This window comes from Methylobacterium sp. P3_A11 (assembly GCF_056403155.1).
The window spans coordinates 43,001-54,791 of the sequence record NZ_JBFUGA010000030.1; the positions used below are offsets into that span (position 1 = coordinate 43,001).

At 70.3% G+C, this 11,791-nt stretch carries 12 protein-coding genes; 5 read left to right on the plus strand and 7 right to left on the minus strand.

What is annotated here, in order from left to right; translation table 11 throughout:
* Positions 1–388: 388 nt before the first annotated feature.
* Entirely contained in the window at positions 389–2,017 is a 1,629-nt protein-coding gene (locus tag AC1DXK_RS12085; RefSeq protein ID WP_457106568.1) for an inorganic phosphate transporter, read from the plus strand.
* Between the two features lie 201 nt (positions 2,018–2,218).
* Here AC1DXK_RS12085 and AC1DXK_RS12090 read toward each other — a convergent pair whose 3' ends face one another.
* Together AC1DXK_RS12090 and AC1DXK_RS12095 are read right to left on the minus strand one after the other, a co-directional pair.
* A complete protein-coding gene (locus tag AC1DXK_RS12090; RefSeq protein WP_457106567.1) occupies positions 2,219–2,464 on the minus strand; it encodes a hypothetical protein in 246 nt (81 codons plus the stop codon).
* Between the two features lie 3 nt (positions 2,465–2,467).
* A complete protein-coding gene (locus AC1DXK_RS12095) occupies positions 2,468–2,869 on the minus strand; it encodes a Ros/MucR family transcriptional regulator (protein ID WP_457106566.1) in 402 nt (133 codons plus the stop codon).
* 408 nt (positions 2,870–3,277) lie between these two features.
* On the opposite strand from AC1DXK_RS12095, the gene AC1DXK_RS12100 reads away from it, so the two are divergent.
* Positions 3,278–4,237, plus strand: a complete 960-nt coding sequence (locus AC1DXK_RS12100; protein ID WP_457106565.1) for a helix-turn-helix domain-containing protein — start codon at positions 3,278–3,280, stop codon at positions 4,235–4,237.
* Between the two features lie 31 nt (positions 4,238–4,268).
* On the opposite strand, the gene AC1DXK_RS12105 is transcribed toward AC1DXK_RS12100, so the two are convergent.
* The 5 genes from AC1DXK_RS12105 to AC1DXK_RS12125 form a co-directional block, all read right to left on the minus strand.
* Positions 4,269–5,597 (minus strand): MFS transporter, encoded by a 1,329-nt coding sequence (locus AC1DXK_RS12105; protein WP_457106564.1) that lies wholly within the window; start codon positions 5,595–5,597, stop codon positions 4,269–4,271.
* 320 nt (positions 5,598–5,917) lie between these two features.
* Positions 5,918–6,844 carry a hydroxymethylglutaryl-CoA lyase gene (locus AC1DXK_RS12110; RefSeq protein WP_457106563.1) on the minus strand — a complete coding sequence of 309 codons (927 nt, stop codon included), beginning with the start codon at positions 6,842–6,844 and terminating at the stop codon, positions 5,918–5,920.
* Positions 6,841–8,034 carry a CaiB/BaiF CoA transferase family protein gene (locus AC1DXK_RS12115; protein WP_457106562.1) on the minus strand — a complete coding sequence of 398 codons (1,194 nt, stop codon included), beginning with the start codon at positions 8,032–8,034 and terminating at the stop codon, positions 6,841–6,843. Before AC1DXK_RS12115 ends, AC1DXK_RS12110 begins: the two co-directional genes overlap by 4 nt.
* 101 nt (positions 8,035–8,135) lie before the next feature.
* On the minus strand, positions 8,136–9,056 hold the full coding sequence (locus tag AC1DXK_RS12120) for a LysR family transcriptional regulator (RefSeq protein ID WP_457106561.1): 921 nt from the start codon (positions 9,054–9,056) through the stop codon (positions 8,136–8,138).
* Between the two features lie 24 nt (positions 9,057–9,080).
* Positions 9,081–9,455 carry a hypothetical protein gene (locus AC1DXK_RS12125; protein ID WP_457106560.1) on the minus strand — a complete coding sequence of 125 codons (375 nt, stop codon included), beginning with the start codon at positions 9,453–9,455 and terminating at the stop codon, positions 9,081–9,083.
* Positions 9,456–9,657: 202 nt separating this feature from the next.
* Here AC1DXK_RS12125 and AC1DXK_RS12130 point away from each other — a divergent pair, with 202 nt between their 5' ends.
* From AC1DXK_RS12130 to AC1DXK_RS12140, 3 genes are read left to right on the plus strand one after another with little or no spacing between them, the layout of a single operon-like run.
* Positions 9,658–10,293 carry a LemA family protein gene (locus AC1DXK_RS12130; RefSeq protein WP_457106590.1) on the plus strand — a complete coding sequence of 212 codons (636 nt, stop codon included), beginning with the start codon at positions 9,658–9,660 and terminating at the stop codon, positions 10,291–10,293.
* 58 nt (positions 10,294–10,351) lie between these two features.
* Positions 10,352–11,146: a TPM domain-containing protein gene (locus AC1DXK_RS12135; protein WP_477297872.1), complete on the plus strand. Its 795-nt coding sequence runs from the start codon at positions 10,352–10,354 to the stop codon at positions 11,144–11,146.
* Positions 11,136–11,768 (plus strand): TPM domain-containing protein, encoded by a 633-nt coding sequence (locus AC1DXK_RS12140; protein WP_457106558.1) that lies wholly within the window; start codon positions 11,136–11,138, stop codon positions 11,766–11,768. Before AC1DXK_RS12135 ends, AC1DXK_RS12140 begins: the two co-directional genes overlap by 11 nt.
* Positions 11,769–11,791 lie beyond the last annotated feature (23 nt).

Sequence of the window (11,791 nt, forward strand, 5' to 3'; positions counted from 1 at the left end):
GCGGAAGCTTTAGCCAAGTATACCCACGATAATCTGTCATAATTCAGTCATACTTCTCAAGTTTTGCATCTGTATCTTCGTGGCAACAGGCGATAAACTTTGCCAACACAGATATCATCAAGTCCTAATCTTTGATTCAGCATGACTTCGATTGCCGGCCGTCAAGCCGGCGCGGCCGCGTCGACGGCCGGGCGAGCGCCGCCAAGGTCGATCCGCCCTGTCCCGGCCGAGCGGGGACGGTCCGGACGGATCGATCGGCGCGCGCCGGCAGCAGATCTCCGGGAGGCGAAAGCCGTTGTTGCCTGTCCGGGGAGCGCCGGCGTCACCGGCCCGTCATGGGCACCTCCTAATTCCCGGTTCCCATCGAGAAGGTGCTGCGCGAGGATTCATGTCCGATTCCGCCATGATGCCTTCGGGAGCGGCCGGACGGCGGTCCGCGGGCGGCCCGCGCCTCGATCACGGGATGCATCTCGGCGGGGTGGTCGCCTTCCTGCTCGTTCTGGTGGCGGGTCTCGGCTACGCGGTGGTGAGCCTCATCGCCGACATGAACGCCGTCGGCGAGGCACCCCTGGCCTACGGCGCCTTCGCGTTGCTCGGCCTCGCCCTGCTGATCGCGCTGGCGTTCGAGTTCGTGAACGGCTTCCACGACACCGCCAACGCGGTCGCCACGGTGATCTATACCCACTCGATGCCCCCGCTCGTCGCGGTGATCTGGTCGGGCTTCTTCAACTTCCTCGGCGTGATGCTGTCCTCGGGCGCCGTGGCCTACGCCATCGTGACGCTGCTGCCGGTCGAGCTGATCCTCAACGTCGGCTCGCATGCGGGCTACGCGATGATCTTCGCGCTCCTGCTGGCTGCGATCCTCTGGAATCTCGGGACCTGGGCCTTCGGCCTGCCCAACTCCTCATCCCACGCGCTGATCGGCTCGGTGCTCGGCGTCGGCCTCGCCAACCAGCTGATGAACGGCGGCGACGGCACCGCGGGCGTCGACTGGAACCAGGCGCTCAACGTCTTCAAAGCGCTGCTGTTCTCGCCGGTCTGCGGCTTCGTGCTCGCCGCGCTGCTGCTGCGCACGCTGAAATTCGCTGTGCGCCGCAAGGACCTCTACGAGGCGCCCAAGGGTGAGGCACCCCCGCCCCCGTGGATCCGCGGCCTGCTGATCCTCACCTGCACGCTGGTCTCGTTCTTCCACGGCGGCAACGATGGGCAGAAGGGCATGGGCCTGATCATGCTGATCCTGATCGGCGCCGCCCCGACCGCCTACGCGCTCAACCGCACCATGGCGGACGACACGACTCCCGCCTTCGTGCAGGCCTCGACGGCGGCGAGACAGGTCTTCTCCGCCCGCGCGCAGGGTGCACCGATGCCGGACGCCGCGGCGGCGCGCCGGACGGTGACGGAGGCGCTCAAGACCAAGGTGCTCGACACGCCGCCCGTCTACGCGGCGCTGGCGGCGCTCTCCGACGACATCGCCGCCAGCGTGAAGAATTACGGCGCGATCCGCACGGTGCCGGCCGCCCAGACCCAGAACCTGCGCAGCGACATGTATCTCGCCGCCGACGCGGTGCGGGTGCTCCCGAACGCCGGAGCCGGCTTCTCGGAGGCCGACAAGGCGACCCTGAAAGGCTATTCCGGCCTTCTCAACGACGGCACGCGCTACATCCCGGGCTGGGTGAAGGTCTGCGTCGCCCTGGCACTGGGCCTCGGCACCATGGTCGGCTGGAAGCGCATCGTCGTGACGGTGGGCGAGAAGATCGGCAAGATCCACCTGACCTACGCGCAGGGCGCCTCGGCCGAGATCGTCGCCGCCGGCACGATCGGGCTGGCCGAACTCTACGGCCTGCCGGTCTCGACCACACACATCCTGTCGTCCGGCGTCGCCGGCACGATGGCGGCCAACGGTTCGGGGCTGCAGATGGCCACCGTGCGCAACATGGCGCTCGCCTGGATCCTGACCCTGCCGGCGGCGATCACTCTCGCGGCCGTGCTGTTCTTCATCCTGCGCCACGTGTTCTGACGCCACGTGTTCTGACGCCAGGTGTTCTGACGCCAGGTGGTCTGACGCAAGGTGTTCTGACGCCACGTGTTCTGACGCCAGGTGTTCTGACGCCAGGTGGTCTGACGCAAGGTGTTCTGAGCGGCCGGACCGGAAGCCGAGCCCCGCGTGACGCGGAGCGGACGGTCTCCGGTCCGGCTCCCTGCGGCGCCCCCCGACGCCTCAGGAACTGGCCATGGCCCGCACGAAGGCCAGGCAGGTCCGGCGCGCCGCGGGATTGTCGATCGCCACGAAGGCCGTGACGAGGTCGGCGGCCTGGCTGATCGCCATCTCGGACCGGTCGGCGTCCGGGTAGAAGCTCGCCACCGGCACGTCGAGGATCCGGGCGATGCGGGTCAGGGCGTCCTGAGTTCCCGGCGAGGGCGCGGACGTCACCGGCATCCGGTCGTCGGATGAGTCCGGGGTCATCGCTCAGGCCGCCTTCTGGCCGAGCTGAATCGCCCTGGCGATCACCGACCGCCGCGCCGCGTAGCCCGGAGCAACCATCGGATAATCGGCCGGCAGGCCGTACTTGGCCCGGTAGCGCTCGGGCGTGAGCCCGTGCGCGGTGAGGTGGCGCTTCAGGGTCTGGTAGGGCCGGCCGTCGATGAAACTGATCAGGCCCGCGTCCTGGATCGAGGCCTCGACCTGCGCTTGGCTCAGGCCGCCCGAGCCCGGCGCGGTCCCACGGAGACGCGCGATCGCCGTGTGCACTTGGTCGATCAGCCCCGGCAGGGCCGCGGCCTCGACCGCGTTGCGGGACACGTAGGCCGCGACGATCGCACCGACCTTTTCCAGCATGAACGTCGAACGGTGATCGGTATGGGTATCCATTTGAGACATCGCTGTTGTACGGCGCGCCACCGCCGGCACCTCATCCGGGCGATCGAGCCGGGACGGAACGGTGGCGCTAAGTTGTTGCAGGGCCAGGGATTGGCCGGTGAGGAGTCGACCCCCGCGTGCGGATTTCCCGCCGCTTCTTGAGGATGCAGATAATATACAATATGAGCGGAGCGCGGTTTGTCTGGCGGCGCGAGGTCTCTTGTCCGACCGCGCAAACGGCGGCGCCCGCGGATTGGTTACTGTGGCGTTCACTGATTTCAGCCGACATGATCTGCACTTGAAGCCGTCTTCGGCTTTGGTCTGCGCGTGCGGCCGCCAGGCTGCGAAGCGCGCGGCATCGTGCGGTGCGTTCGCCGGTCATGGTCGCGATGCAACCGCAGGACTCCCGGAGCGGCAGGGATGCAGACGCTTTTCACGACCGCCGGGCTTCATCCCCGGGACGGCTTCCGGCGCTGGCGGGAGACCCTGTTCGACCAGTGCGAACCCATCGAGCAGCTGCGTCTCGACGACAGCCCGTTCGCGGCGCGCCTGGACGTCGCGGCCGTCGGCCCGCTCCTCGTCAGCCGCATCGCACAGAGGTCCGTCCGGAGCGAGGCGACCCCCGACACGCTCCGCCGTCGGAGGGCAGAGGGGCGGGTCTGCGTCGCCTTCGCGCTGGCCGGTCGTACGACGAGCCTTCAGGACGACCGGTGCTCGGTGCAGAGGGCTGGCGACATCGTGGTGCTCGATCAACGGCCCGGGGTCGTGGCCTCGGACGCCGACAGCGAATACCTGTTCATGGAACTTCCCCGTGAGCGCCTGGAAGGCGAACTCGGGCCGACCCGGCTCTACACGGCGCTGACCCTCAACGGGGATGCCGGCCCCACCCTCCTGGCCCAGACCTTCTTTCGCGACCTGCTGGGCATGAGCCACCGGCTCGACGCAGTCACGGCGGCGCGCATGGCCGGCATCGGCATGGATCTGATCGTGGCGAGCCTCGCCGATCGGCTGGCGCAGGAGATCCCCCGCTCGGTCCAGGGCAACGCCACGGTCCAGCGCGCCAAGGCCTACATCGAAGCGAACCTGTGCGACCCGACCCTCGATCCCCCCGCGCTCGCCGCCGCGATGGGGCTGTCGCTGCGCCGCCTCCAGGAGCTGTTCCACGAGCGCGGCCGGCACATCTCCGACTACATCTGGGACCGCCGGCTGGAGGCGGCCGCCTGGCGGCTGACTGATCCCGCCTGCGCCCACCTGTCGATCGGCATGCTGGCCTACGGGTGCGGCTTCGCCAGCCAGGCCCACTTCGCCCGCCGCTTCAGGGACCGCCACGGCGTGACGCCCCGGGACTACCGGACCGCGGCCCGCGCGGGCGTCCCGTGATCTGCCGTCCGGGACGCGCGCCGCCTTCGTCTCACACCGCGCGGTCGCTGCGGCGCAGGCTCGCCGGCATGGCGAAGAGCGCGAGCCCGGCGGCGACGAGGCAGAGGACCCCGATGCCGTAGAGGGCCGGCGTGGTCGACCCGGTCAGGTCCTTCACACAGCCGACCATCACCGGGCTGACGATGCCGCCGAACTGGCCGAGCGTGTTGATCAGGGCGATGCCGCCTGCCGCGCCGACGCCGGTGACGAGCTTGGCCGGCAGGGTCCAGAAGGTCGGGATCGACGCCACGATGCCGGCGCCCAGCAGCGCGAGGGCGAACATGAGCGGCACGATGTGCTTGTCGAACAGGCCGGCCCCAAAGAAGCCGAGCGCCGCCGCGACGGCGAGGCCGGCGACGAATTTCGGCCGCTCGCCCGAGGCGTCGGACAGGCGCCCGATCACCACCATGCTGATCGCCCCGCAGATGTAGGGGATCGCCGTCAGGAAGCCGACGGAGGCCGCCTGCCCGCCGCTCGCGGTCTTGATCAGGTCCGGCCCCCAGAAGTTCAGGCCGTAGGAGCCGATCTGCAGCAGGAAGTAGATCAGCGCGATCATCAGGAAGCCCGGCTGCCGGATCGCCCCGAGGAGCGAGTGGTCGCCGATCTCGCGGTTGTGGTGGGCGATGCGGCTCGACAGGAATTCCTTCTCGGGCTCGGAGAGCCAGCGGGCGTCGGCGATCCGGTCGTCGAGGCGGATCAGTACGAGCAGTCCGAGGACTAGGCAGGGCAGGCCGCCGGCCAGGAACAGCCACTGCCAGCCTGCGAGGCCGCCGACGCCGTTGAGCCCGCCGAGGATCAGGCCCGCCACCGGCGCCCCGAAGATGCCCGAGAAGGCCGAGGCCACGAACATGAAGCTGGTGATCCGCCCGCGATGCGAGGCCGGGAACCAGATGGTCAGGTAGTAGAGGATGCCCGGTGCGAAGCCCGCCTCCATGGCGCCGATCAGGAAGCGCAGGGCGTAGAAGTGCCACTCGCTGCGGATCAGGATCATGAGCGCGGTGGCGATGCCCCAGGAGATCATGATCCGGGCGATCCAGCGCCGCGCCCCGACCCGGTAGAGGAACAGGTTCGAGGGCACCTCGAAGATCACGTAGCCGATCACGAACATGCTCGCGCCGAGCCCGTAGGCGACGTTGCTGAAGCCGAGGTCGCTCTGGAGCTGGAACTTGGCGAAGCTGATGTTGATGCGGTCGAAGAACGCGAACATGTAGCAGATCATGATCAGGGGCATGAGCCGCCACGCGACCTTGCGGACGACGCCGCTCTCCGTCACCGCGCCGGCCTCGACGGCGGCCGGCGAACCCGACAGGGCTGCGGTCATGGTTTCCTCCGTGGTGGTTCTTTCGGAACCTATCGGGCGCGGGGCCGCCTTCGGGTGGGCGGCTTCCCGCGGAATCGAGTTTGGGTCGGCCAACGGCACACGACAGTGATGCCACGTTGGGCGGACGAGGCGCCGGTCCCCTTTCCCGTGCGGGAGGGGGACAGGGTGAGGGAAAAAATCTGTCCGGGGAGGTCGCACCCCTCACCCCAACCCTCTCCCGTACGGGAGAGGGCGCGCATTGCGTCCGTCAGAGACGTCGGCGTTTCACGGGCCGCGTCCGTGGGGCGGGCCATTGCGAGCCCACCGCAGTTCTTCTCCGGTCAAGCCGCCTTGGCCGGCGGCGGGTGGAGGTCGCAGGGTCGTCCGGCCTTGGCGACCTGGCCGGGCACCTCGTGACCCACGAGGCGGGGCAGGTCCCGCGACAGGCCGATCAGCGCCGGAAGGTCGAGGCCCGTCGGCACACCCATCTCGTGGGCCATGCTGACGAGATCCTCGGTGCAGATGTTGCCAGTGGCGCCGGGCGCGAACGGGCAGCCGCCCAGGCCGCCGAGGGCCGCGTCGAAGCGCCGGGCGCCCGCGTCGTAGGCCGCCAGCACGTTGGCGAGGCCGAGGCCGCGGGTATTGTGGAAGTGGAGCGTCAGGCGTCCGGGACCGATCAGGGGCAGGACCCGCGCGACGAGGCGGCCGACCTGCCGGGGATTGGCCATGCCGGTGGTGTCGGCCAGCGTCACCCCGTCGACGCCCAGCGACAGGTATCGCTCCACCTGCGCGACGACCCTGTCGGCCGGCTGGTCGCCTTCGAAGGGGCAGCCGAAGGCGGTCGCCACCGTGGCGTTGGTGCTGACGGGCGCACCCCGCACCGAATCCATGATCCGCGCGAAGCCGGCGATCGAGTCGGCCGGGCTCATGCCCATGTTGGCGCGGTTGTGAGTCTCGCTCACGGATGCGACGAGGTTGATCTCGTCGACCTCGGCGGCGAGCGCCCGCTCGGCGCCCTTCGGGTTCGGCACCAGGGCGACGTAGACGGTGCCCGGCCGGCGCCGGATCCCGGCGAACACCGCGGCCGCGTCGGCGAGCGCCGGCACGGCCTTCGGCGAGACGAAGGACGAGACCTCGATCCGGCTGAACCCGGCTTCCGCGAGGGCATCGATCAGGCGGATCTTCTCGGCGGTCTCGACGAAGACCGGCTCGATCTGGAAGCCGTCGCGGGTGGCGACCTCCTGGACGATCAGGGCGTCGCCGCTCATGCCACGGCTCCCTTCTCGCGCAGGGCGGCGATGCGGGCCGCGTCGAGGCCGAGTTCGGTGAGCACGGAATCCGTGTGGGCGCCGAGGGCCGGTCCCTGCCAGCGGACCTCGCCGGGGGTCTCGGAGAGCTTCGGGACGATGCCGGGCATCTTCACGGCCGTCCCGCCGGGCAGCTCCGCCTGCAGGATCATGTCGCGGGCCTGATAGTGCGGATCGGCCACGATGTCGGCCACCGAGTAGATCCGGCCGGCCGGCACGTCGGCGGCGTCGAGGACGGCGAGGGCCTCCGCGACGGTCTTGGTCTTGGACCAGTCCGCGATCGTGCCGTCCAGCAGGGCGGACTGCTTTGAGCGGCCCTCGTTGTTGCGCAGGGCCGGATCCTCCGCGAGGTCGGGCCGGCCGATCGCCGTCATCAGGCGGCGGAAGATCGGGTCGCTGTTGCCGGCGATGACCACGTAGCCGCCGTCCCGGGTGGGATAGGTGTTCGACGGGGTGATGCCGGGCAGCGCCCCGCCGGTGCGGGTGCGGACCTCGCCCAGCAGGTCGTATTCGGGGACGAGGCTCTCCATGACGTTGAAGACGCTCTCGACGAGGGAGACGTCGATGACCTGGCCCGCGCCCTGCCCGGTCTTGACCCGCAACAGGGCCATCAGGGCGCCGATGACGCCGTGGAGCGAGGCCAGGGTGTCGCCGATGCTGACGCCGACCCGGGCCGGCGGCGAATCCGGGCTGCCGGTGGTGAAGCGGATGCCGCCCATCGACTCGCCGATGGCACCGAAGCCCGGCCGGTCGCGGTACGGGCCGGTCTGGCCGTAGCCCGAGATCCGCACCATCACGAGGTTCGGGTTGAGGGCCGAGAGCACGTCCCAGCCGAGACCGAGCTTCTCCAGGCCGCCGGGGCGGAAGTTCTCGACCACGACGTCGGCGCTCCGGGCGAGCTGCTTGACGATGTCGAGGCCTTCCGGAGACTTCAGATTGATGGCGATCGACTTCTTGTTGCGCGACTGCAGGTACCACCAGAGCGAGGTGCCCTCGTGCATCTTGCGCCACTTGCGCAGCGGGTCGCCCTCGCCCGGCGGCTCGACCTTGATCACCTCGGCGCCGAACTCGGCCATCAAGCGCGTCGCGAACGGCGCCGCGATCAGCTGACCAAGCTCAAGAACACGGATGCCGCTGAGCGGACCGGACATTCTCTCCTCCATCTTTATTGATTGTGTGATTACTGCAATTCAGCAATTTAAGTCCAAACGTCATGCACCACCGTGCGTTCGCGTACGGAGAACGCACGTCGTCAGCGCGCAGCCGCCCTGAGATGCGCCAGCAGGAGCGTCGCGGCGGGCGTCAGGGGACCGGGGCGGACCACGAGGCGCAGGGTACGCTGCGCCCAGGGATCCGTCAGGGCGACGGCGGCGAGGCGCATCGGCGGTCCGAGCAGGGCGTAGACGTGCTCCGGCACGGTGCCGAGGCCCATCCCGACCTGCGCCATCCGGCAGATCGCGTCGAAGCTCGGCACGTGCATGCGCAGCCGGAGGGGCCGGCCGAGGCGCCGCGCCTCGTCCCGCAGCGCGGCGTAGATCGAACTCTCCGCGTGCAGGCCGACATGGTCGTAGTCGAGGGTGTCGGCCAGGGCGACGGCGTCGCGGCCGCTCAGGGGATGCCCGGCCGGCATCACCAGGACGAGGCGATCGGACCGATACGGGTGGGCGTCGAGGGACCGCGTATCGGTCGCCCCCGCGCAGATGCCGAGATCGGCGAGTCCCTCCTCGACCCCTGCCACCACGCCGCCGCTCGGGCGCTCCTCGAGGTCAAGACGGATCCCGGGCTGCGCCGCCAGGAAGGCCTGCAGATCCTCGGGGAGGAATTCCACGATGGCCGAGAGGTTGGCGAGCACCCGCACGAAGCCGCGGACGCCGCGGGCGTGTTCGGCGAGTTCCAGGGCGATCTGCTCGGCGCTCGCCAGCATTCGCCGGGTATGATGCAGCAGCGTCTCGCCCGCGGGCGTCGGGCGCATGCCGCGGGGCTCGCGGGTCAGCAGCGTGCAGCCCAGCGCGTGCTCCAGTTCGGTGAGGCGCTTGCTCACCGCCGAAGGGGCGATGGCCGCCCGCCGGGCCGCGCCATTGAGCGTCCCCTCCTCGCAGATGGCCGCGAACAGGCGGAGCGTCTTCAGGTCGAGGCGGCTCAGGGTTGCGGCCGCGGGCAGGTCGGCGGGCATCCGGCGCTCGGTTCAGGCGCGCCGTCAGTCGCGGGATCCGACCGGCTGGCCATAGGTGCCGAGACCGGCCTTGGCCCCCTCCCGGTTGACGCGGCCGAAGCGCAGCACCGCCTGTTCGAGGTAGTCGATCGCGTCGACGAGATGGGCGCGCGCCTCGGCGATGGTCTCCTCCCCCTCCTCGACCGGCGTCTCGGCGAGCTTCACGGCGGCGATCAGGACGCGGTCGCGCTCGTCCTCGATCCGAGGATCGCGGGCGAGGTTGCCACGGACCCGGGCGTCGAACGCCTCGATGATCGACCAGGGGAGCGCGTCCTTGCCGGACGGCGCCCGGAACGCCCGGGCGTGGCGCCGCGCGGCGGCGCTGGCGGCCCTGACATGGTCGGCGAGTGCTGCATCCATTCCCGGTCTCCGCGGCGCCGTGCCGATCGGTCCGCCCGCTGATCCGAACGTGCGCAGGCCCGGACCGTTGCCGCCCCCTTACCGGGCGGCGCCACAAACCTTCAAGGCAACGGACGCAAGGGCCTTACCTTGACGGTTCGTGCCCTTATCTCTCGTGTTCGTGATCAAGCGGCCGAGTCTCGGCCGGCAGAAGGGGGACGATATGGGAACGACGCTGACGGCCGGCGCGGTGCGCCGGACATCGCCCGCGGCGCGCCTCCTCGGCGTGCTCTCGGCGATCCTGGTGGCCGCCGGTCTCTCCGGCTGCGGGGCGGTCAACCGGGTGCCGACGCTGCAGGAGCAGGCGAAATCCTCCTGGAGCGAGGTGCAGAACCAGTACCAGCGCCGGGCCGACCTGATCCCCAACCTCGTCGAGACCGTGAAGGGCTACGCCCAACAGGAGAAGGACGTGCTGATCGGGGTCACCGAGGCGCGCGCCAAGGCCTCTAGCGTGAAGGTGGACGCCTCCACGGTCAGCGACCCGCAGAAGTTCAAGGAATATCAGGACGCCCAGAACCAGCTCTCCGGCGCGCTCGGCCGCCTGCTGGTGACGGTGGAGAAGTATCCCGACCTCAAGTCGAACCAGAACTTCCTCGCCCTGCAATCGCAGCTCGAGGGCACCGAGAACCGCATCGCGGTGGCGCGGCGCGACTACATCACGGCCGTCCAGGCCTACAACACCGAGGTGCGCACCATCCCGGGTCGCTGGATCGCGGCGATCCTGTATCCCGACGCCAAGCCGATGGAGACCTTCACGGCGACGCCCAACGCCGACCGGCCGCCGAACGTGAAGTTCTAGGGTGCCGCCCATGGGCAGGACCGAGGGTCGGGCCATGAGCCGGGCCATGAGCCGGGCCATGAGCCGGGTCATGCCCGTCCGGGTGCGGCTCGCCCTGTCGCTGGCCGTCCTGGCGGCCTGCCTGACGGTCTATGCGATCGGAGCGCTGGCGGCCGAGCTGAGCTTCCCGGCGCTGACCGGCCGYGTGGTCGACGCGGCCGGCATCCTCACGCCGGAGCAGCGCGGCACGCTCGAGGCGAAGCTGAAGGCGCACGAGGACAAGACCTCGGACCAAGTGGTCGTCGCCACGGTGCCGAACCTCCAGGGCACGACCGTCGAGGACTACGCCAACCGCCTGTTCCGGGACTGGAAGCTCGGGCAGGCCAAGACCAACAACGGCGTCCTGCTGCTGGTGGCGCCGAGCGAGCGGAAGGTGCGGATCGAGGTCGGCTACGGCCTCGAAGGCGCGCTCACCGACGCCCTCTCCCGGGTGATCATCGCCAGCGCCATCACGCCGCGCTTCAAGACCGGCGACTATTTCGGCGGCCTCGACGCGGGCGTCGACGGGATCCTGTCGATCCTGTCGGGCGACGCGCAGGAATGGCAGCGCAAGCCGCAGGTGCGCGCCGACGAGGTCGATCCCGCGCAGGTCGCGGTCTTCATCGCCCTGTTCCTGATCGTGCTGTTCGTCGCTTGGCGCATGAACCGGGGTGGCCGGTCGGGGCGCGGCGGCGGCATCGTCTTCCTGCCGGGTCCCGGCTCGGGTGGATGGGGCGGCGGCTTCTCGGACGGCGGGTCGTCGGGGGGCTTCGACGGCGGATTTTCCGGCGGCGGCGGCTCGTCGGGCGGCGGAGGAGCCTCCGGTGACTGGTAGGGGCGCGGACGTGCTGACACCCGAGGCGCGGGACCGGCTCGCCCGGGCGGTGGCGCGCGCCGAGGCCGGGACATCCGGCGAGATCGTCGTGATGGTGAGCCGGCGGGCGGGCGCCTATCGCTCGTTCGTCCTGCTGACGGCCCTGGTGGCGGCGCTGGTCCTCCCCTGGCCGCTGCTCGTCCTGACGGCCTGGAGCGCCGCGTCGATCCTGCTTGCCCAGGCGGCCCTCGTGGCCGCGATCCTGGCGGCGAGCCAGAGCGAGGGGCTGCGCCTCGCCCTCGTCCCGCGCCGCCTGCGCAGCGCCCGCGCCCGGGAAGCGGCCCAGCGGGCCTTCTGGTCCCGGGGGCTGAGCCTGACGCGCCGGCGCACCGGCGTCCTCCTCTACCTGTCGCTCGCCGAGCGGCACGCGGAGATCGTCACCGATCTCGGCGTCCTGCGGGCGATCCCGCCGGCCACCTGGGACGGCATTCTCGCCGACCTCGTGCTGGCCCTCGGGCGCGGCGCCGTCGAGCCCGGCCTGACCGCGGCGGTCGAGCGGGTGGGCGCCTGTCTCGCGGAACGCCTCCCRGCGGAGCCGGGCGATCCCGACGAGTTGCCGAACCGGGTGATCGTCACCGATTAACGCGCGGCGGCCCGGTGCCGCCG